A 20,341-nucleotide genomic window follows, 5' to 3' on the forward strand; every position below is an offset into this window, starting at 1 on the left:
CGGCTGCGGCACCCCCCACCATCACCCGCGTCACCGTGGCGTGTTGCGCCTGCGGCGGTCGATCGTCTTATGGCATACGGCATGAGGATGAAACACAGGTGCTGATCGCGGGCCGGTATCGGCTGCACGACCCCATCGGACGCGGCGCGATGGGCGAGGTCTGGCGGGGTTTCGACGAGACGCTCGGCAGGACGGTGGCCGTCAAGCTGCTCCTGCCCCAGGGCTCCGACCCCACTTCCGCCTCGCGCTTCCGGCTGGAGGCGCAGACCGCGGGTCGGCTCAACCACCCGTATGTCGTGGGTGTTTACGACTTCGGCGAGTACGACGGCCGGCTCTTCCTGGTGATGGAGCTGGTCGAGGGCGACAGCCTCGCCCGCCGTCTCACCACCGTCGGCCCGCTCCCCGTCGAGGAGGTGGCCCGGATCGCGGCCCAGGCCGCCGCCGGGCTCTCCGCCGCGCACCAGCAGGGCATCGTGCACCGCGACATCAAGCCCGCCAACCTGCTGCTGGACGCCGACGGCACGCTGAAGATCGGTGACTTCGGGATCGCCCGCTTCGTCGACGACCCGTCCGGCGCGCTCACCACCACCGGGCAGATCGTCGGCACCAGCCTCTACCTCGCGCCCGAACGCGCCCTGGGCCAGCCCGCAGGTCCGGCCTCGGACGTGTACGCGCTGGGCTGCGTGCTCTACCAACTGCTGACCGGGAAGCCGCCGTACCAGGCCGACACCGCGGTCGCGATCCTGCACCAGCACCTCGACGCCTCCCCCGTGCCGCCCCGGCAGCTCGTCGCCGGGCTCCCGCCCGCCTTCGAGAACTACCTCCTCGGCCTCCTCGCCAAGCAGCCCGAGGACCGCCCCGCCGCCCAGCAGGTCGCGGAATGGTTCGGCGGCGGTGCCTGGCAGGGCCGCTCCGAGCCGTTGCCGGCGCCGGAGCCTGAAAGAGGCGCGGGCACAGGGACGGCGGCGTACTCGGCATCCGGGCCGGGCGTTCCTTCCGGGTCGCTTCCGGGAGACCCCTCCAGGTTCGCTTCGGACACCGGACCCGCCACCACCTACGCACTGCCCTCCACCGCCGGGCGGACGTCCCGGTCCCGCGCCTCCCGACGCCCCGCCCGACCGGGGATCCGCGGCTTCGTCACGCATCGCCCGAAAATGGTGGGAACGGCCGCCGCGGCGGTCGTCTTCCTGGCCGCCATGCTCGCCGGGATGCTGTGGTTCTCGCCGGGCCGCAGCTCGGCGGAGAGCCCCGCGACCGAGACGCCGGGCACCACGAGCCCGGCCGCGACCTCGGCCACGACGCCGAGCGCCACTCCGTCCGGGGCGCCCCTCGCCGGGACCTCCCCCACCCCGTCAACACCGCCTGCCCCTCCGTCCCCTTCAGCCCCCGAATCCTCACCCAGCCCGTCGCTCCCCACCGCCACTCTCACCCCCACCAAGGAGGAGAAGGCGGAGGAGAAGCAGCGCGAAAAGGCCCCCGACACGCGTCAGGGAGACGACGAGGACGACGAGGGAGACGACTGAGGACGAGACGGCCGGGCAGCAGTCAACTCCGCACAGGCGCCTGGAACGGCACCGGCTCGGGCGTCCACCGTCCTCGACCGCACGTCGCACGAGTGAGACGAGCCAGGAGTTGAGGGAGCGGTCAACGCGGTGCAACAGCCCCGGCCTGACGGTCGGTTGAGGCCGTAAGATATCGGTCAGTTGTTCCATGTCTCGTCGTACGGATCCTTGGGCGCCGGCACCGGTTCGGCGCTGCTGACCTCGAGGAACGGGATCGGGCCGTTGTTGACCGGGTCCTTGGCCGTCCGGGCGGTGTAGGTGCCGGTGACCTCCAGCCAGGTGTCCGGTCGCAGGACCGGTGGGATGCGGCCGCTCAGACCGACCTTGACCGGCTGGGCGTCCGCGGCACAGCAGTTGAGGGCCATGCGGACCAGGTACGGCGTTCCGGCACGGTCCAGGGCCACGAAGCCGGTGACCTTGATCTGCCGGTCGCGCAGGGACCGCCCGTCGTCGTAGACCGCGCGGCCGGCGTAGTCGACCAGGTTGAGACGCAGCGGGCCGTCGGCGGGCAGGTCCGCGTAGCCGTACGGCTGTTGCAGGGCCGTGCCGGTGCGCAGGGCGCTGTAGGAGCCGAGGGCCGGCGGGGCTACCAGGATGAGCGCGAGGAGGGGCAGGACGAGCAGCCAGGAGACGCGGGGTTCGCGGTGGAAGTGCCCCTCCCCATGCTCGTCCCCTCGCTCGTCCTCATGGTTCTTCTTCCGCCACTCGTACCAAGCCGTCGCCAGCGCCGTGGCGATCAGTACGACACCGGCGGCCAGCACCAGGGGACGCAGACCGGCCTTGACGTACCGCAGATAGAGGTCGGTGAGGCCCGCGTGCAGCAGGGCCGCGCCGAGCAGGAAGAGCACCGCCGCCTGTGCCTGCCGGTTCACAGCAGCACCGACCCGGTCAGCACCGACACCGCGACGGCGAGGACGAAGGTGGCGGGCGCGAAACGCACGGCGAAGCCGCGCCCGAACGTCCCCGCCTGCATCGCGAACAGCTTCAGGTCGACCATCGGGCCCACGACCAGGAAGGCCAGCCGCGCGGTCAGCGAGAACTGCGACAGTGACGCCGCCACGAACGCGTCCGCCTCCGAGCAGATCGACAGCAGCACGGCCAGGATCGCCAGCGCCAGCACCGATACGACCGGATGGTCGGCCGCCGTACGCATCCAGCCCTCCGGCACCACCGCCTTCAGCGTCGCGGCGGCCATCGCGCCGACGACCAGGAAGCCGCCCGCGTGCATCACGTCATGCCGGACCGAGCCCCAGAAGGCGGCCCCCCTGCCCTGACCGTCGTACGACGCACGGGCCGGCGGGCGCAGCCAGTCGGCGCGGCCGAGCCGCTGCCACAGCCAGCCCATCGCGCACGCCACCAGCAGGCTCGCGACGAAACGGGCGAGGACCATCTCGGGGTTGCCGGGGAAGGCGACGGCCGTCGCCGTCAGCACGATCGGGTTGATCGCCGGCGCGGAGAGCAGGAACGCGAGCGCCGCGGCCGGGGTGACGCCCCGCCGCACCAGCGCCCCCGCCACGGGCACGGACGCGCACTCGCAGCCGGGCAGCACCGCGCCCGCCGCCCCGGCCACCGGCACCGCCAGGGCGGGCCGCTTCGGCAGCGCCCGCGCGAAGAACGACGGCGGCACGAACACCGCGATGGCCGCCGACAGCAGCACGCCCAGTACCAGGAAGGGCAGCGCCTGCACCATGACCGCGACGAACACCGTCATCCAGCTCTGCATCACCGGCGCGCCGAGCGCCCCCCGGATCGGGTCCTGCGCCAGCACACCCAGGATCAGCACCAGGGTCAGGACGAGCGGGGAGTTGAGCCGCCGCGCCTCCGCCTCCCGCCCCGAGCGGCCCGGGTCCTCCCCCGTCTCCTGCGGGGCTGCTTTGGTGATGGCCACGGGCGGGGTACCTCCGGTGGTGCGGCAGGGCGCTGGTTTCGCTGGATCGCCTCCCCTTCAGTACGGCGGGAAGGGCGTCGCCGTTCAAACGGGGCGGGCATGCGATCAAATCCGACGGGCATCCGATCGATCGCACGGTGGAACCACCCGTCTCGGTAAGGCAGTCTTTCCCCTCGTGGCAAGCGTTCCGCATCAGAGTTCGCCGGGTGACACGGCCGTACACATGGTGGTGTGCGGCGACGACGGACTCGCGCACCGGCTGGCCACCGAACTGCGCGGTGTGTACGGCGAGCAGGTCACGCTCGTCGTGCCGCCCTCCGAGCGCACCGTACGGCTGCCGGTGGTGGGCCGGGCCCGGGCGGCGTCCGCGCTGCTCGACCGGGTGATGAGCGCGGCCGTCAACCGGGCCGGGATCAATGGCACTTCGGATCCGCCCGGCGGTACGGAGCGGGTGGTGGAGGCCGCCGAGCCGACCGAGTCCGTCCTCGCCGACGCGGGCGTGGACCGGGCCGCCGCGCTCGCGCTCGTGTACGACGACGACGAGACCAACATCCGCGCCGCCCTCACCGCCCGCCGCCTCAACCCCCGGCTGCGGCTCGTCCTGCGGCTGTACAACCGGCGGTTGGGGCAGCACATAGAGGAACTCCTCGATCAGGCCGCGGCGTTGGCGGCCGGCGGCATCACGGGACCCGCCGCCGTGTTCGACGCCTCCACGACCGTCCTGTCCGACGCCGACACGGCCGCCCCCGCACTGGCCGCCTCCGCCCTCGTCGGCACCAGCAAGGTCGTCCAGACCGACGGGCTGCTGCTGCGCGCGGTGGAACGGCCGGCGCCACGGCCCGGGGCCGCGGCCGATCCGGGGCTGGCCACACTGGCGCTGCTGTCCGCCTCGGGCAACGACCCGGCCGGCGCGGACGGTTCCGAGTCCGGCGGGGAGCAGGGTCCGCTGCTGCTGCCGGACGCGGCGACGGTTCGGGACGCCACCGGGCGCGGCACCGTCGTCCTGGAGCAGGTGTCGTACTCCGGGCCGACGCTTCCCGCAGGGCGTGGTCGTGGTGTCGTCCCGTCGTTCGCCTCGCTGTTCTCGCGGCGGCTGCGGTGGTCGCTGGCCGGGCTCGCGGGCTGTGTGATCGCGCTCGCGGTCGCGTTGTCGCTGGTCACCGGGGACCATCCGCTGCACGCGACCTACCTGACGCTGCTCGATCTGTTCGCCATCAACGACCCCGCGATCGGAGACCCCGCCGGCCGACAAATCCTCCAACTCCTCTCCGGTCTGGTCGGGTTGCTGCTCCTTCCGGTACTGCTGGCCGCGGTGCTGGAGGCGCTCGGCACCTTCCGGAGCGCCTCCGCGCTGCGCAAGCCGCCGCGCGGGCTCGGCGGCCACGTCGTGCTGCTCGGACTCGGCAAGATCGGCACGCGTGTGCTGGCCCGGCTGCACGAACTGCACATCCCCGTGGTCTGCGTCGAGGCCGACCCCGAGGCCCGCGGGATCGCCCTGGCACGGCGGCTGCGGGTGCCGGTCGTGCTCGGCGACGTCACCCAGGAGGGTGTCCTGGAGTCCGCCAAGATCAACCGAGCGCGCACTCTGCTCGCGGTGACGAGCGCGGACACGACGAATCTGGAGGCCGTGCTGTACGCGCGGTCCGTGCGGCCGGATCTGCGGGTGGTTCTTCGGTTGTACGACGACGACTTCGCGACCGCGGTGTACCGGACGTTGCGGACGGCGAATCCGGGTGCCTCCACGCGGAGCCGCAGTGTGTCGTATCTGGCGGCGCCCGCCTTCGCCGGGGCGATGATGGGGCGGCAGATCCTGGGGGCGATTCCGGTCGAGCGGCGGGTCCTGTTGTTCGCGGCGCTGGAGGTGGGCGGGCATCCGCAGTTGGAGGGGAAGACGGTCGGGGAGGCGTTTCGGGCGGGGTCTTGGCGGGTGTTGGCGCTGGACACGGGTGCCTCCGGTGGTCAGCGGGAGGAGGCGACTGTGGAAGAGGCGTATGAGGACGTGCGGGCGGCGGGGGGTTCTGGGCTGGTGTGGGATCTGCCGGATACGTATGTGCTGCGGGGGGCGGATCGGGTGGTGTTGGCGGCTACGCGGAGGGGGTTGGCGGAGTTGCTGGGGAGGCGGGCTCGGCGGGAGCGGGCCGGGACGTAGGGGCTCCGCCCCTACCACCCCGCCAGGGGGCTCCGCCCCTACAACCCCGGCCTATGCCTGCCCACCACCCGACTCGGTCGGCCAGAAGCGGGCCTCGCCTCAGCGCCGGCTCGGCAAATGCCTCGCCGCGAAGTCCAGTTCCAGTCTCACCTGCTTGATCCGCTCGTCCACCACCAGCGAACCGTGCCCCGCGTCGTAGCGGTAGACCTCGTGTACCGCCCCTCTCGTCTCCAGGCGCTTGACGTAGTTGTCGATCTGGCGGATGGGGCAGCGGGGGTCGTTGACGCCGGCCGAGATGTAGACGGGGGCCTTGACCTGGTCGACGTAGGTCAGGGGGGAGGACGCCTCGAAGCGCTCGGGGACCTCCTCCGGGGTGCCGCCCAGCAGGGTGCGGTCCATGGCCTTCAGGGCTTCCATCTCGTCGTGGTACGCCGTGACGTAGTCGGCGACCGGGACCGCCGCGATGCCCAGGGTCCACGCGTCCGGCTGGGTGCCGAGGCCGAGGAGGGTGAGGTAGCCGCCCCAGGAACCGCCGGTGAGGATGAGGCGGGCGGGGTCCGCCAGTCCTGAGGCGACCGCCCATTCCCGGACCGCCGCGATGTCCTCGAGCTCGATCAGACCGACCCGGTGCTTGAGCGCGTCCGTCCAGGCGCGGCCGTATCCCGTGGAGCCGCGGTAGTTGACGCGGACGACCGCGTACCCGTGGTCGACCCAGGCCGCCGGGCCCGCCGCGAAGGAGTCGCTGTCGTGCCAGGTGGGACCGCCGTGGATGTCGAAGACCGTCGGGAGCGGGCCGGTCGCGCCCGCCGGCTTCTGGACCAGGGCGTGGATACGGCCGCCGGGACCCTCCACCCACACGTCCTCCACGGGGACGGACCCCGGAGACCTCATGCCGGGCGGGTCGAGGACGACCCTGCCGGTCGTGGAGCGGACGGTGGACGGCTCGGCGGCGGAGGACCACAGGTACTCCACGCTGCCGTCGGGGCGGGCCGTCGCCCCGGACACCGTGCCGGCGGGGGTCGGGACCTCGACCAGCTCACGGTTGGCCAGGTCGTACCGGAAGAGCTCGCTGCGGGCCTCGAAACTGTGCGCGATCAGCAGCCCGCTGCCGTCCGGATACCACTCGGCACTCACATCGCCGGGCAGCTCCAGGGCGAGGTCGGTCTCCTCGCCGGAGGCCACGTCCCACACCAGGGGCTCCCAGCGGCCGCGCCGCTGATGCCCGATGAGGAGCCGGCTGTCGCCGTCGACGGGCGCGAAGCCGAGCACCTCCAGGCCCAGTTCCTCCGTGCCCTCCTTGGTGTCGTCGAGTTCGGCGACCGTCGTGCCGTCGGGGCGCAGGACGCGCAGCGCCGAGTGCATCGCGTCGCCGTGCTCGGTGTGCTCGATGGCGATCAGCGAGCCGTCGTGGGAGAGGTCACCGACGCCGGCCGACTCGCGGTGACGGTAGATCTCCACCGGATCCTCGCCGAGGCGGGAGACGTGGACCGTCGTGCCGTCCTCGTCGGTGGAGCGGCCCACGACCGCCGTACGACCGTCCCGGCCGAGGGCGAGTCCCGCCGGATACGACGGCTCCAGCCCGGGCGTGGCGAGCTCGTCGTGCCCACCGCCGAAGGGCTGTCGCCGCCAGACACCGAACTCGTCGCCGTCCTTGTCGTCGAACCACCACACCCACTGGCCGTCCGGGGAGAGCACGCCGTCCGTCGTGCCGTTCGGCCGGTCGGTGACCTGGCGTTGCTCGCCCGTCGAACGGTCCCAGGCATACAGCTCGTATGTGCCGGTGGCGTTCGATACGAACAGCGACCGGTCGGGGGCGTCCTCCGCCCAGTCGGGCAGGGACACCCGGGGTGCCCGGAAGCGCTTCTCCCAGTCCGGCGTCTCCTCGTCGTTCCGCTCAGCCGCGGCGGACCCGTTGGTCTCAATCATGGCCCCATACTGCCTGCCCCGACCGACAATCCGCTGGTCGCCTCCTCAGCCTGTGGACAACTTCGACCGGGCTCTTCCGATCCTCTTACAAGGACTGATGACGAGGACCGATTGTCAGTGGCGAAGTGCAGACTTGTGGGCATGACGGATCTGCGCAAGACAGTCGAGACCTTCTGGGCCGCTTTGGAGGCCCGGGACTGGGACGCGTTCGCGGGGACGCTGGCTGAGGGCGTTGTGTACACGCTGCCGCAGACGCGGGAGCGGATCAGCGGGCGTGAGCGGTTCGTACAGTTCAACCGGGAGTATCCGGGTGACTGGCATCTGCGGATCGAGCGGATCGTCGCCGAGCCGGGGCAGGTGGTCAGCTGGATTCATTTCACGGTGGGCAGGGAGGAGATGTACGGCATCTCGTTCTTCACCGGAGACGACAGCGGCCGTATATCCACCATGACCGACTTCTGGCCGGAGCCGTACGAGCCGCCCGCGGGCCGGGAGCACCTCGTCGAGCGCTGACCCCGCGGCCGGGCTCTCCACAGGAGCCCCGTACCGTGGAGGGCGTGTACCGGTTTCTGCTGACGCCCCGTTGGTGGGGGATCAACGTCTTCGTGCTGCTCGCCATCCCGTTCTGCGTCTTCATGGGGTCGTGGCAGCTGAGCCGGTTCGAGGAGCGGGTGGAGGGCCATCGCAACGCGGGTGCCCAGGCCGAGGCCAACGAGCGGGAGGCCGCCCGTCCACTGGCCGAGCTGCTCCCCGTGGACAAGGCCACCTCCGGCAGGCAGGCCACCGCGATCGGGCGCTACGACCGGCAGCTGCTCGTTCCGGACCGGGAACTGGACGGCAGGGAGGGCTATTACGTCCTGTCCATGCTGCGGACCGACGCGGGCAAGGCCCTGCCCGTCGTGCGGGGCTGGCTGCCCGGCGATCCCGACCCGGCCAAGGTGCCGGCCGCTCCGCGCGGCGAGGTCACCGTCACCGGGGCGCTGCAGGCGTCCGAGACGCCCGGGGACAACGGGGTCAGTGCGCAGGGCGGGCTGCCGGCGGGGCAGACGGCGGCGATCAGTGCGGCATCACTGGTGAACCTCGTGCCGTACGACGTGTACGACGCCTGGGTCACGCTGGACAAGGGCGACTCCGGGATGAAGGCCGTGCCGGCCGCCGCGCCCCCGGACACCGGGCTGGACCTGAAGGCGTTCCAGAACCTCGGTTATACCGGGGAGTGGTTCGTGTTCGCCGGGTTCGTGGTGTTCATGTGGTTCCGGCTGCTGCGGCGTGAGGTGGAGTTCGTGCGGGATGCGGAGCTCGGCCTGGTGCCGGACGAGGAGCCCGTCGCGGTGGACGCCGGCGTCAAGTGAGCCGGGGCTGGTGCTGACGGGCGGGTCGCGCGCACGACTGCCCGCCGGCTACGCGGCTGACGTCGACGTCGGCAGCACACCCGTCCAGTAAATCGTCCCCGCACAGGCATTCGACACCGTCAGCGACGTCGTCGGTGCCCCGGACTCCGCCGTGTTCGTGATGGTGACGCTGCCGTCCGCCGTGCCGCCGTCCGCCGTCATCAGCTGGGTGGACGTGCCGGTGTCGCCGCCGGTGGAGGTGCCCGTGGTCGTGTCGGGGTTGGCCGTGGGCGTCGGGTCGGGCGTGGGGTTGCCCGTGTCACCGCCGGTGGTGTCGCCGCCGGTCTTGGGGCAGGTCTCCGAGGGCACCCAGGCGAACTTCACGTCGTAGGAGGAGCCCGGCTTCAGCAGCAGCGAGGTGACCTCGAGGGACGGGTCGGGCAGCCCGGCCGCCGCGTCCCCGGACGTGTGCCGGACCGTGCTGATCTTGGTGGCGTCCGCCGCGCCCGCCGGGGTCGGCATGATCGTGCCCGGGCCGCTGACCGTGCAGTCGGAGGCGGAGGTGTTGGTGTAGCGGAAGGTGCCGTAGACCGTGCCGGCGGAGTCGGGGACGTCGGTGGTCGACTCGCCCGGGCTCAGCTGGGCGGCCGCACACACCGGAACGCCCGTGACACTGGGCGTGGAGGGGTTCGTGCCGGCACTCGATCCCTTGTCGCTCTCGGAGCCCTTGCCCTTGTCCTCTTCCTTCTGCTCGCCCTTGCCCTTGTCCTCGGTCTTGCCCGAGGAGGTGCCCGAGCTGCTCTCGCTGCCGTCCGGGGCCTTGCCCTCCCCGGAGCCGCCCTGTGCCTGCGAGTAGTGCCCGGCCACGGACGGGTTGGCGTTGGTGCCGGTGGAGTTGGAGACGTGCACGAGGGCCGGGACTGCGGTGCCGATGAAGAGGGCCGCGGCCGCCATGCCGACGACGGCCTGCCGCTTGCGGGTCCGCCGGGCGGGCACCGCCTTGCGCAGGTGGTCCAGCGTGCCGTCGCGCGGCTCGATCTCCTGGACAGCCTGGTGCAGCAGCCTGCGCAGTGCCAGCTCGTCCGAGTCGAGCCCCGTGGAGCTCTGGTCGTCGGGGCCGTGGTTCACAGTTCCGTTCCCAGCGTGCGATTGCTTCGGCGTTTGCTTGCCCGACGACTCTGTCGGCTCACGCCATTCATAGGGCTCACGGGGGACGCGCAGATGACGCCGCGCGTCCCGCCCGTCCTGTTCACCACTCATGCAGGCTCCTCCATGGCGACCCGCAGGGCCGCGATGCCCCGCGAGCCGTACGCCTTGACGGAGCCCAGCGATATCCCGAGCGTCTCGGCGACCTGCGCCTCGGTCATGTCCGCGAAGTAGCGCAGGACCAGGACCTCGCGCTGGCGGCGCTGCAGACCCTTCATCGCCTTGATCAGGGAGTCGCGCTCCAGCTGGTCGTAGGCACCCTCCTCGGCGCTCGCCATGTCGGGCATCGGCTTGGACAGCAGCTTCAGGCCGAGTATCCGGCGGCGCAGGGCCGAGCGGGAGAGGTTGACGACCGTCTGACGCAGGTACGCGAGCGTCTTCTCCGGGTCACGGACCCGCTTGCGCGCGGAGTGGACGCGGATGAACGCCTCCTGGACGACGTCCTCGCAGGAGGCCGTGTCGTCGAGGAGGAGCGCCGCGAGCCCCAGCAGTGAGCGGTAGTGGGCGCGGTAGGTCTCGGTGAGGTGGTCGACGGTGGTTCCGGCCGCCACCGTGTCGTCGGCACCGTCGCGCTGATTCGGTATGCGGGCGGGCCGCGCTGCGGGCACGGGCGCGATCACCGGCATGCCACCGGACGTACCGGGCATGCGGGGTCGTAGGGACGGGCGGGGCGGCCGTAGGGCCGTGCCGCGCCTCGCCGCAGGGAAGTCGAGTACCTCAGCCACGCCAGTTGGACACGCTTACCCCCGTCAGGGTTGTACGCGACCGACCGTCTTGTGTCAGGCAGCACAACTGACAGTGCGTCGAACGCCCTCATGCCCTACCCGCTCTTCCCCTGTGTCCTGAATGATCAGGGCGTCCCCACGCCCCGTGAAGCTGTCCCCGCGCCCCCGAAGGGCGTCCGCAAAGACGCTCCCCGCCCTCCGCGCGGTTGCGGAGGGCGGGGAGCCAAATCTTCGGATGCCGAGGCGGCTCGGTCCAAGTGGTCCAGACCAGCATCCGGATCACACGTCTTACACAGATCCTACAAAAGTATGCGCTTTCGGCCAGGGCTTTTCCGGTGGTAACCCCTAGCCGCACGTGTCACACCACACTCAGCGTCGGAAACCGCCTCAGCGTCACTCGAAGTCCGCCGCCACCAGTTCCGCGATCTGCGCGGTGTTGAGCGCGGAGCCCTTGCGCAGGTTGTCCCCGCATACGAACAGCTCAAGGGCGGTTGGATCATCGAGGGCCCGCCGCACCCGACCGACCCACGTCGGGTCGGTGCCCACGACGTCGGCGGGCGTGGGGAACTCCCCGGCTTCGGGATCGTCGAAGAGGACGACCCCGGGCGCTGTGGCGAGGATCTCACGCGCCTTACCGACGGTGACCTCGCCCTCGAAACGGGCGTGGACGGTGAGTGAGTGCGTGGTGATCACCGGCACCCTTACACAGGTCACCGCGACCGGCAGCCTGGGCAGTCCGAGGATCTTGCGGGACTCGTCCCGCACCTTCATCTCCTCCGACGACCAGCCGTCCTCCCTGAGGGATCCGGCCCACGGTACGACGTTCAGCGCGACCGGCTCCGGGAACGGCCCGGTGTTGTCCCCGACGGCCCGCCGCACGTCACCGGGGCTGGTCCCCAGTTCCGTACCGGCGACGAGGGACATCTGCTGCCGCAGCGTCTCCACCCCGGCCTGCCCGGCCCCGCTCACCGCCTGGTAGGAGGAGACGACCAGCTCACGCAGCCCGAACTCGGCGTGCAGCGCGCCGAGCGCCACGATCATGGAGAGGGTCGTGCAGTTGGGGTTGGCGATGATTCCGCGCGGACGCAGCCGCGCCGCGTGCGGATTGACCTCGGGGACGACCAGGGGCACGTCCGGGTCCATCCGGAAGGCGGCCGAGTTGTCCACGACCACCGCGCCCTTGGCGGCGGCGATCGGCGCCCAGTGCGCGGCGATCTCGTCCGGTACGTCGAACATGGCGACGTCGACCCCGTCGAAGGCGTCCTCCGACAGGGCCACGACCTCGACCTCCTCGCCGCGCACGGCCAGCTTGCGGCCGGCCGAGCGCGGTGAGGCGATCAGACGGATCTCGCCCCAGATGTCCGCGTGCTGGGACAGGATCTGGAGCATGACCGTGCCGACGGCTCCGGTCGCACCCACGACCGCGAGCGTCGGCCTTGGGGGTCCCCCCGCTCGAGCGGAGCCGAGAGTGGGGGAGGACCGATCGGACCGACCGGTCCGCTCCGTGTCGACCATCAGCGGCCGGTGCCTCCGTAGACGACGGCCTCGTCGCTGTCGGAGTCGAGCCCGAAGGCGGTGTGCACGGCACGGACGGCCTCGGGCACGTCGTCGGCACGGGTGACGACCGAGATGCGGATCTCGGAGGTCGAGATCAGCTCGATGTTCACGCCCGCGTCGCTCAGCGCCTCGAAGAACGAGGCCGTGACACCCGGGTTGGTCTTCATCCCCGCGCCGACCAGCGAGATCTTCCCGATCTGGTCGTCGTAGCGCAGCGATTCGAAGCCGATGCCGTGCTTGTTCCGCTCCAGCGCGTCGATGGCCTTGCGGCCCTCGGTCTTCGGCAGCGTGAAGGAGATGTCCGTCAGCCCGGTGGAGGCGGCGGACACGTTCTGCACGACCATGTCGAGGTTGATCTCGGCATCGGCGATCGTACGGAAGATGGAGGCGGCCTCGCCCGGCTTGTCGGGCACGCCGACGACCGTGATCTTGGCCTCCGAGGTGTCGTGCGCGACACCGGAGATGATGGCCTGCTCCACCTTCTGCTCCCCTTGCTCAATCGGCTCGCTGCTGACCCACGTGCCCTGGAGCCCACTGAAGGAGGAGCGGACGTGGATCGGGATGTTGTACCGGCGGGCGTACTCCACACAGCGGTGGAGCAGCACCTTCGACCCGGAGCTGGCCAGTTCGAGCATGTCCTCGAACGAGATCCAGTCGATCTTCCGGGCCTTCTTCACCACACGCGGGTCGGCGGTGAACACACCGTCGACGTCCGTGTAGATCTCGCACACCTCGGCGTCGAGCGCGGCGGCCAGCGCCACGGCCGTCGTGTCGGAACCACCGCGACCGAGCGTGGTGATGTCCTTCTTGTCCTGGCTGACGCCCTGGAACCCGGCGACGATGGCGATGTTGCCCTCGTCGAGCGCCGTCCTGATCCGGCCCGGCGTGACGTCGATGATCCGCGCCTTGTTGTGGACCGAGTCGGTGATGACGCCGGCCTGGCTGCCGGTGAAGGACTGGGCCTCGTGACCCAGGTTTTTGATCGCCATGGCCAGCAGCGCCATGGAGATACGCTCTCCGGCGGTCAGCAGCATGTCGAACTCACGCCCGGCCGGCATCGGAGATACCTGCCCGGCGAGATCGATCAGCTCGTCCGTCGTGTCGCCCATCGCGGAAACGACGACGACCACCTGGTGGCCGTTCTTCTTCGCTTCCACGATCCGCTTGGCGACGCGCTTGATGCCTTCGGCATCGGCTACGGAGGAGCCTCCGTACTTCTGCACGACAAGGCCCACGTGCGCTCCTCGCTCAGTCCGTGTGTGTCGGCTCAGTTTAACGAGCGCCCGAAATTCCCTTCCGGGATACCGCATGGTGAGATGTCCCGGTCTGCGATGTCCGGTCGGCGGGATGTCCGGTCGCTCGTGCTTCGGACTGCACATGCCCGGGGCGCACCCACGGCACTCCGAAAGTGCCGCGCGTCACAGGCGGTCCAGAGGCGAGAGCTGTCAATCAAGTTTCAAACACTAAGGTTCGGCCTGTGCACGTACTTCTCGTGGAAGACGATGAGCCCGTCGCCCAGTCCCTTCGCCGTGGCCTGACCCGCTACGGCTTCGAGGTCGAGTGGGTCACCACGGGCGCGGCCGCGCTGGCCCACAGGGAGCCCTACGACGTCGTACTCCTCGACCTCGGCCTGCCCGACACCGACGGCCTCGACGTCTGCAAGGCACTGCGCGAGCGCGGCGATGTGCCGATCATCGTGATCAGCGCGCGCAGCGACGAGACGGACCGGGTGGTGGGCCTGGAGCTCGGCGCCGACGACTACGTCTCCAAGCCGTTCGGCGTACGGGAGGTCATCGCGCGGATACGAGCGGTGATGCGGCGCATGCAGCCCCGTACGAATGCCGCCGAGAACGGCGTCGAACGGTACGGCTCCCGTCTGGCCATCGACCGCAAGGCCGCCCGCGTCCGCCTGGACGGCGAGGAGGTCGCGCTGGCGCCCAAGGAGTACGACCTGCTGGCCTTCCTCACCGAGGAGCCCGGCGCGCTGATGTCGCGCGAGCAGATCATGGAAGCGGTCTGGGACGCGAACTGGTTCGGGCCGACCAAGACGCTGGACGTGCACGTGGCGGCGCTGCGGCGGAAGCTGAAGGGCGCGATCACGATCGAGGCGGTGCGGGGGGTCGGGTTCCGGCTGGAGATCGTCAACGGTGGCGCCGACGGCGGTAGTGACACGCCATGAACCGCCAGCTCATCCGCAGCTACATCCTGCTCGTCGCCATCGCCATCGCGCTGTTCACCGTCCCGGTGGCCTTCACCCTCACCAAGCAGCTGCGCGACGACACCCGGGAATCCGTCCTGCGCGAGGCCAAGACCATGGGCCTGCTGCTGGGCAACGGCAACCCCGCCTCCTGCCAGGCCCTGACCGAGATGGCCGAGGCGTACAGCGAGGAGACCCCGGGCCAGGTCCAGGTGACCGTCACCGACGCCACCTGGGGCTGCGAGCCGGACCTGCCCGAACCCGCCCGGGACGCGGATCTGAGCGACGTCCTGCGGAAGAACAAGCCCGAGGCGATCGACTGGGGCTCCGACTTCATCTGGGGCCGGCACCTGGTGATCACGGTTCCCGGCCGCCAGACGACGGCGGAGGGTGCGGGCAAGGGCCCGGTCGTGGGCGCCGTACGGATCGAGTACTCGACCAAGGACCTCACGAACCGGCTGTGGACCATCTGGGGCTTCCGGGCCGGGCTGGCCGTCGCCGTGCTGGGCGCCGCGGTCGCGATCGGCTCGTTCGCCGCCCGCCGGATCACCGCTCCCCTGCGCCAGCTCAACGAGATGGCGAGCAAGTTCAGCGACGGCGACCTGACCGCGCGGTCGGCGGTGACGGGTCCGACCGAGACGCAGACGCTGGCCCGCACGCTCAACCAGGCCGGCGAGCGCCTGGACACCCTGATCGCCTCGCAGCGCATCTTCGTCGCGGACGCCTCCCATCAGCTCCGGACTCCTCTCACGGCGTTGCGGCTGTCTCTGGACAACATCGCGGACGGGATGGACGACGAGTTCGTACGGGAGGACGTCGAGCAGGCGACCGCCGAGGTGGTCCGGATGAGCCGGCTGGTCAACGGGCTGCTGGTGCTGGCGCGGGCCGAGGCGAAGGTGACGGCCGCGGAGCCGCTGTCGCTGCGGGACATCGTGGACGAGCGTCTGGCGGTGTGGAGGCCGGCCGCCGACGAGCGCGGAGTCACCATCGCGCTCAGGGGGAGTATCGACGGCCGGCTGCTTGTGCTGGCCAGCCCCGGTCACCTGGACCAGGTGCTGGACAACGTGCTCTCGAACGCCCTGGAGGTGTCACCGGACGGCGGCACGATCACGGTCCGGATGGAGTCGCGGGGCGACGAGGGGGTGCTGTCGGTTCTCGACGAGGGACCCGGCATGTCGGATGCCGAGAAGTCCCGCGCCTTCGACCGCTTCTGGCGCGGCCAGGGCCTGACCGGACGCTCCGGCTCCGGGCTCGGTCTCGCCGTCGTCAAGCAGCTGGTGACGGACGACGGCGGGACCGTGGCGCTCGGGGACGCGCCCGGGGGCGGGCTGAAGGTGACGATCACCCTGCGGGCCGCGCCGCGGGGGGCCGGGGGCTGAGGATCAGCTCTCCGGCATCGCCGAGGAGTGGTGGTTGACGATCAGCCACTTGCCGTCCCGCTTCTCGTACTCGTACGTGTAGCGGGCCTGGACGACGTTCTTCTTGCCGGTGTCGTGGTCGGTCAGCGTGAACTCGTAGACCCCGGCGTCGATGGCGGAGTCGCCGTCGAGGACGTTGATGTGCGACTCGATCTTCTTGCCGACCGGCTTGTTCGCCAGGAAGTGCTCGAAGTAGTCGACTATTCCGGCTCTGTCACCGCGGACCTTGTTGGAGAGCGTGGGCAGCAGGACCGCGTCCTTCGCGTACAGGTCCGCCACCTTCTCCGGGTCACCGGTCTGCAGGGCGGCGTTCCAGCCGTCGAACACGGTGGCGACCTGCTTGGTGGTGGGCATCGCCGGAGCCTTCGGGCCGGCCGCGCTGACACCGACGGCGACGGTGCCGATCGCGGCTACGGCGGCGGCGGTGACGATGGCTGCGCGCTTGCTTACGGAACGACGGGTCATCGCTGTCTCCTGTGCGGTTGCTGTTCGCGGTGTGCGAGGTGGTGTCTCTCCCTCCGCGTTCTCTGCGGTGTGGAGTGACTCCAGACTCGCTTTCCGCTGGTTAGCGACCGTGCAATCGATGTACAGGGCGGAGACAGGACACCGCCAATTCACTTTCCGTAGCAGAGTGATCGCTATGCGGTGATCTGTCGGCTGCGCCACGCCCATACCGACGGCGGTCATGATCGGTTTCCTTCGGGGGCGTGGTTGAGCTACTGCTGCCGGCGATCGTGCTGCTCGGCTCCTGCGTGCAGTGGCTCACCGGCATGGGCTTCGCTCTGGTAGCCGTACCGGCGCTGGTCTCCTGCCCCTCGGCCCGTCGGACGGCGTCGTCCTCGCCAACCGCGCCGCCGGGGCGATCAGCGTCGTGGGTCTGGCGGGCGGCTGGCTGCGGGTGCGTCCGGCGGCGATGGTGCCGCTGTGCGTGGCGGCGGCGTGCACGGCCCCGGCGGGGACGTGGCACTCGTCAACTGACCGAGCCCGTATTGCTGTTGGTGATGGGCAGGCTGGTGACGGGGGCGGTGCTGCTGGTCATGCGCGGCGCCCGGATACCGGCGTTGCGCGGCACGCGGGGCGCGGTGGCGGCGGGCGCGGTGGGCGGGTTCATGAACTCTGCGGCGGGGGTCGGGGGGCCGCCCGTGTCCCTGTACGCGGTCAACGCGGGGTGGACGGTACGGGAGTTCGTGCCGAACGCGATGTTCTACGGGGTGGTCGTCAACGCGTTCTCGGTGGCGTCGAACGGGGTGCCGGAACTGAGCGGGGGGGGCGGTGGGCTTCCGACGTTTCCGCAGGTCGGCCCGGAGCTTGAGCCTCGGGCTCCGAGCCTGTTCGGATGGCCTGCCGCTCCATGCGGGCCGCGATCCGCTCCTCCACCGTCTCCTCGTCCATGGGCCGGAGGCGGTTGTCGATGAGGGTCCGCGCGTACCCCTTCGTCTGCAACAGCCCGGGGACGAGCGAGACCCCGCACAGTTTTGCCCGCCACGTCGAGTACGCGCGGCGTCGGCATCCGTACGCCGCGTTCCATGGACGCGATGGTCTCCGGGGAGTGGTTGGCGGCGGAGGCGAGCTTCTCGCGGCTGACATCGGCCTTCGCACGCCAGCGTTTCATCTGGTTGCCGCTGTAACGCCAGGCGACAGGCGGCTGGTTGTTGTTGTGCGTACCCGACACGGTGACCACCCCCGACCGGCGCACGTCCTTGTGCACCTCTCCGGCTCGCTACCGAGCACAGCTTCCCGCGCAGCCCTGCGTGACCGGCTTCGGGCCGGACGTCGACTTCAGGTCACGGTGACCATCAGCGAGGTGCGGCGGGGTACGGCCTCGCTGTCGGGCGCGTTCTCGGGGGCGCTCGTGTCGACGAGGCGGATCAGGAGCGGGGTCGAGCCGAGAGGGCCCTCGCCGAGGGCGCGCAGGCGGTAGCGGTCGACGCGGGAGGCCTCGCGGGCCAGGGGTGTGCCGTTGGGGTAGAGGTGGTGCGGGTAGGCGTCGTTGGCCACGCGGAGGTCGGCGCGCTGCCAGGCGCCGGTGGCCGGGTCGCGGCGCTCCAGGATCAGGCCGTTGGTGTCCGGGGAGGCTGCCTCGCCCGTCATGACCTCCATCTGGAGGGCCACGCGGAGGTGCGGGTACGCGCGGGTGTTGCCGTTGTGTACGGAGACCGTGAACTCCTGTGCCGGACCGCCTCGTTCGAGGGTGATCCGGCCGCCTTGGGTGGAGGCGAACATGCTGATCGTGGTCGGAACGGCGGGGCGGGTCGTCCGGGCGGGGGACGGGGGTGCCTGGGGCGGTGGGGTGGGCGTGGGCGTCGACCGTGTGGGACTCGGGGCGGGGGTCGGGCTTTCCGTCGTCCGGGGCGGTGTCGGCGTCGGGGTGGGCCGGGCAGCCGTGGACGCCTTCTCGGCGGGCCGTACCCCGGCGTCGGCGTCGGCGTTGTCCTCCGGGCCGCAGGCCGTGAGCAGTGCGGTCAGAGCCGCCGCCACGACCGACGACACGGCCAGTCCTGTCGTCCGTACGGCTCTGTCCCGTCCGCGTCCTCGCGTGCGTTCCACGACCCGATGCCCCCGCTGCCTGTTTGTCCGTTGTCCGTTTCGGCTTGTCAAAAGCCCGGCCACCGTAACGGGCGGCGTGCAGCGGGAGGGCAACGCCGAGGTGTCGCTTGGGACACGACGCGGCTGGTGGTTACTTGACCTTTCGCATTCCCAGCGGCTCCGCGATCTCCTCCGCCATCACCTTGCCGGCCTCGAATTCGAGCGTCTCGTCGCCCATCGCCTGGTCCGTGTCCAGGCCGTCCAGTTCCTCCAGGGGCTGGTTCAGGCGGACATGGGCGAGGACCGACTGGAGCGCGCGCAGGGTCGCCGACGCCGTCGAGCCCCAGTTGGAGAAGTACGAGAACTGCCACCACCACAGGGCCTCCGTGGTGCGGCCCGCGCGGTAGTGGGCCATGCCGTGGCGGAGGTCGGTGATGACGTCGGCCAGGTCGTCGGAGATGCGGGCCGGGACCGGGGCCTTGCGGGGCTCGTAGGGGTCGAAGACCTCCGAGTAGACGTCGACCGGCTCCAGGAGGCGGGCGAGGTTCTCGCGGAGTCCGTCCACGTCCGGTTCCGGGCCCAGGTCGGGCTCGTAGCGCTCGTCGGGGACGATGTCCTCGTGGGCGCCCAGACGACCGCCGGCCAGGAGGAGCTGGGAGACCTCCAGGAGGAGGAAGGGGATCGCCGATTCCGGCTCGTCGCCCTTCGCCACCTCGGTGACCGCTACCAGGAAGCTCTCTACCTGGTCCGCGATCTGGACCGCGAAGTCGCCCGGGTCGTGGGTGGTCGCGTGCAGCGTGGCGTCAGACATCTAGGAGTCGTCTCCCCTCGAAGGCGCGGCCGAGGGTCACCTCGTCCGCGTATTCCAGGTCGCCACCCACCGGGAGGCCGCTGGCCAGGCGGGTGACCTTGAGGCCCATGGGCTTGATCATGCGGGCAAGGTACGTGGCCGTCGCCTCGCCCTCGAGATTCGGGTCCGTGGCCAGGATCAGTTCCGTGACCGTGCCGTCCGCCAGGCGCGCCAGCAGTTCTCGGATGCGCAGGTCGTCCGGCCCCACGCCCTCGATCGGGCTGATCGCGCCGCCGAGGACGTGGTAGCGGCCTCTGAATTCGCGGGTGCGCTCGATGGCCACTACGTCCTTCGGCTCCTCGACCACGCAGATGACGGAGGGGTCTCGGCGCGTGTCGCGGCAGATGTTGCACAGCTCTTCCTGTGCGATGTTGCCGCAGGTCGCGCAGAAGCGGACCTTCGCCTTCACCTCCATCAGGGCCTGGGCGAGACGCCGTACGTCCGTCGGTTCCGCCTGCAGGATGTGGAAGGCGATCCGCTGCGCGCTCTTGGGACCGACGCCGGGGAGCCGCCCCAGCTCGTCGATGAGGTCCTGGACCACGCCTTCGTACACCGGACTGCCGTCCTTCCTGGGGTTCCTTCGGTACGTACCGTAGTTGGCCGGAGCCCCTCTTAGAAAGGCAGGCCGGAGACTTAGAAGGGAAGGCCGGGGATACCGCCGCCGCCGAGGCCCTGGGCCAGCGGGCCGAGCTTCTGCTGCTGCAGGGCCTGCGCGTTCTCGTTGGCCGCCTGGACCGCCGCGACCACCAGGTCGGCGAGGGTGTCGGTGTCCTCCGGGTCCACCGCCTTCGGGTCGATCTTCAGCGCGCGGAGCTCTCCGGCGCCGGTGACCGTGGCCTTCACCAGGCCGCCGCCCGCCTGGCCGTCGACCTCCGTCCTGGCGAGTTCTTCCTGCGCCTGCGCCAGGTCCTGCTGCATCTTCTGGGCCTGCTGCAGCAGCTGCTGCATGTTGGGCTGGCCACCACCGGGGATCACGATCAGCTCTCCTTGGTCTGTACGGGTTTCC

Annotated in this window: 19 protein-coding genes and 2 pseudogenes; 7 read left to right on the forward strand and 14 right to left on the reverse strand. The window is 70.7% G+C overall.

From position 1 onward, the window contains the following. The first annotated feature begins 98 nt into the window (after positions 1-98). Positions 99-1,523, forward strand: a complete 1,425-nt coding sequence (locus ABT063_RS35680) for a serine/threonine-protein kinase (protein ID WP_351064297.1) — start codon at positions 99-101, stop codon at positions 1,521-1,523. Between the two features lie 176 nt (positions 1,524-1,699). Here the strand turns inward: ABT063_RS35680 and ABT063_RS35685 are convergent, their stop codons facing one another. Both ABT063_RS35685 and ABT063_RS35690 read right to left on the reverse strand, forming a co-directional pair. Continuing rightward, the gene (locus ABT063_RS35685; RefSeq protein ID WP_351064299.1) at positions 1,700-2,434 is read right to left on the reverse strand and encodes a TIGR03943 family putative permease subunit; all 735 of its coding nucleotides are present in this window, start codon (positions 2,432-2,434) and stop codon (positions 1,700-1,702) included. Next, on the reverse strand, positions 2,431-3,450 hold the full coding sequence (locus ABT063_RS35690; RefSeq protein WP_351064300.1) for a permease: 1,020 nt from the start codon (positions 3,448-3,450) through the stop codon (positions 2,431-2,433). Before ABT063_RS35690 ends, ABT063_RS35685 begins: the two co-directional genes overlap by 4 nt. Positions 3,451-3,673: 223 nt before the next feature. On the opposite strand from ABT063_RS35690, the gene ABT063_RS35695 reads away from it, so the two are divergent. After that, complete coding sequence (locus tag ABT063_RS35695; RefSeq protein ID WP_351064427.1) at positions 3,674-5,599, forward strand: NAD-binding protein; 1,926 nt, start codon at positions 3,674-3,676, stop codon at positions 5,597-5,599. A 99-nt stretch (positions 5,600-5,698) separates the two neighbouring features. Here the strand turns inward: ABT063_RS35695 and ABT063_RS35700 are convergent, their stop codons facing one another. Beyond that, positions 5,699-7,525: a S9 family peptidase gene (locus ABT063_RS35700; RefSeq protein WP_351064301.1), complete on the reverse strand. Its 1,827-nt coding sequence runs from the start codon at positions 7,523-7,525 to the stop codon at positions 5,699-5,701. Positions 7,526-7,666: 141 nt separating this feature from the next. Between ABT063_RS35700 and ABT063_RS35705 the strand changes: the two genes are divergently transcribed. Both ABT063_RS35705 and ABT063_RS35710 read left to right on the forward strand, forming a co-directional pair. Beyond that, positions 7,667-8,038: a nuclear transport factor 2 family protein gene (locus tag ABT063_RS35705; RefSeq protein ID WP_351064303.1), complete on the forward strand. Its 372-nt coding sequence runs from the start codon at positions 7,667-7,669 to the stop codon at positions 8,036-8,038. A 44-nt stretch (positions 8,039-8,082) separates the two neighbouring features. Next, on the forward strand, positions 8,083-8,877 hold the full coding sequence (locus ABT063_RS35710) for an SURF1 family protein (protein ID WP_351064305.1): 795 nt from the start codon (positions 8,083-8,085) through the stop codon (positions 8,875-8,877). Positions 8,878-8,925: 48 nt separating this feature from the next. Here ABT063_RS35710 and ABT063_RS35715 read toward each other — a convergent pair whose 3' ends face one another. The 4 genes from ABT063_RS35715 to ABT063_RS35730 form a co-directional block, all read right to left on the reverse strand. After that, positions 8,926-9,984, reverse strand: a complete 1,059-nt coding sequence (locus tag ABT063_RS35715) for a hypothetical protein (RefSeq protein WP_351064307.1) — start codon at positions 9,982-9,984, stop codon at positions 8,926-8,928. Positions 9,985-10,112: 128 nt separating this feature from the next. Further along, complete coding sequence (locus ABT063_RS35720; RefSeq protein ID WP_351064309.1) at positions 10,113-10,688, reverse strand: SigE family RNA polymerase sigma factor; 576 nt, start codon at positions 10,686-10,688, stop codon at positions 10,113-10,115. Positions 10,689-11,180: 492 nt separating this feature from the next. Continuing rightward, on the reverse strand, positions 11,181-12,302 hold the full coding sequence (locus tag ABT063_RS35725) for an aspartate-semialdehyde dehydrogenase (RefSeq protein WP_502990946.1): 1,122 nt from the start codon (positions 12,300-12,302) through the stop codon (positions 11,181-11,183). Next, the gene (locus ABT063_RS35730; protein ID WP_351064313.1) at positions 12,302-13,579 is read right to left on the reverse strand and encodes an aspartate kinase; all 1,278 of its coding nucleotides are present in this window, start codon (positions 13,577-13,579) and stop codon (positions 12,302-12,304) included. The genes ABT063_RS35725 and ABT063_RS35730 overlap by 1 nt, the downstream gene beginning before the upstream one ends. Positions 13,580-13,821: 242 nt before the next feature. On the opposite strand from ABT063_RS35730, the gene ABT063_RS35735 reads away from it, so the two are divergent. Together ABT063_RS35735 and ABT063_RS35740 are read left to right on the forward strand one after the other, a co-directional pair. After that, positions 13,822-14,523: a response regulator transcription factor gene (locus tag ABT063_RS35735; protein WP_351064315.1), complete on the forward strand. Its 702-nt coding sequence runs from the start codon at positions 13,822-13,824 to the stop codon at positions 14,521-14,523. Next, entirely contained in the window at positions 14,520-15,920 is a 1,401-nt protein-coding gene (locus tag ABT063_RS35740) for a HAMP domain-containing sensor histidine kinase (protein ID WP_351064316.1), read from the forward strand. The genes ABT063_RS35735 and ABT063_RS35740 overlap by 4 nt, the downstream gene beginning before the upstream one ends. 3 nt (positions 15,921-15,923) lie before the next feature. Here ABT063_RS35740 and ABT063_RS35745 read toward each other — a convergent pair whose 3' ends face one another. Next, on the reverse strand, positions 15,924-16,424 hold the full coding sequence (locus tag ABT063_RS35745; RefSeq protein WP_351064317.1) for an SgcJ/EcaC family oxidoreductase: 501 nt from the start codon (positions 16,422-16,424) through the stop codon (positions 15,924-15,926). A 305-nt stretch (positions 16,425-16,729) separates the two neighbouring features. On the opposite strand from ABT063_RS35745, the pseudogene ABT063_RS35750 reads away from it, so the two are divergent. Further along, positions 16,730-17,221: pseudogene (locus ABT063_RS35750) on the forward strand (TSUP family transporter); the annotation flags it as partial. Here ABT063_RS35750 and ABT063_RS35755 read toward each other — a convergent pair. The 6 genes and pseudogenes from ABT063_RS35755 to ABT063_RS35780 form a co-directional block, all read right to left on the reverse strand. Further along, positions 17,178-17,402, reverse strand: coding sequence for a Scr1 family TA system antitoxin-like transcriptional regulator (locus ABT063_RS35755; protein ID WP_351064429.1), 225 nt, complete (start codon positions 17,400-17,402; stop codon positions 17,178-17,180). The pseudogene ABT063_RS35750 and the gene ABT063_RS35755 overlap by 44 nt on opposite strands. A 103-nt stretch (positions 17,403-17,505) precedes the next feature. Then, positions 17,506-17,571: pseudogene (locus ABT063_RS35760) on the reverse strand (hypothetical protein); the annotation flags it as partial. Between the two features lie 167 nt (positions 17,572-17,738). Further along, positions 17,739-18,506, reverse strand: a complete 768-nt coding sequence (locus ABT063_RS35765) for a hypothetical protein (RefSeq protein ID WP_351064319.1) — start codon at positions 18,504-18,506, stop codon at positions 17,739-17,741. Between the two features lie 130 nt (positions 18,507-18,636). Continuing rightward, complete coding sequence (locus ABT063_RS35770; protein WP_351064320.1) at positions 18,637-19,296, reverse strand: DUF5063 domain-containing protein; 660 nt, start codon at positions 19,294-19,296, stop codon at positions 18,637-18,639. Continuing rightward, a complete protein-coding gene (gene recR, locus ABT063_RS35775; protein ID WP_009309432.1) occupies positions 19,289-19,888 on the reverse strand; it encodes a recombination mediator RecR in 600 nt (199 codons plus the stop codon). The genes ABT063_RS35770 and recR overlap by 8 nt, the downstream gene beginning before the upstream one ends. A gap of 80 nt (positions 19,889-19,968) precedes the next feature. Further along, complete coding sequence (locus tag ABT063_RS35780; protein ID WP_095751362.1) at positions 19,969-20,310, reverse strand: YbaB/EbfC family nucleoid-associated protein; 342 nt, start codon at positions 20,308-20,310, stop codon at positions 19,969-19,971. Between the last annotated feature and the right edge of the window lie 31 nt (positions 20,311-20,341).

Origin of the sequence: Streptomyces sp. NPDC002838, assembly GCF_040295365.1 — a bacterium.
GTDB lineage: Bacteria > Actinomycetota > Actinomycetes > Streptomycetales > Streptomycetaceae > Streptomyces.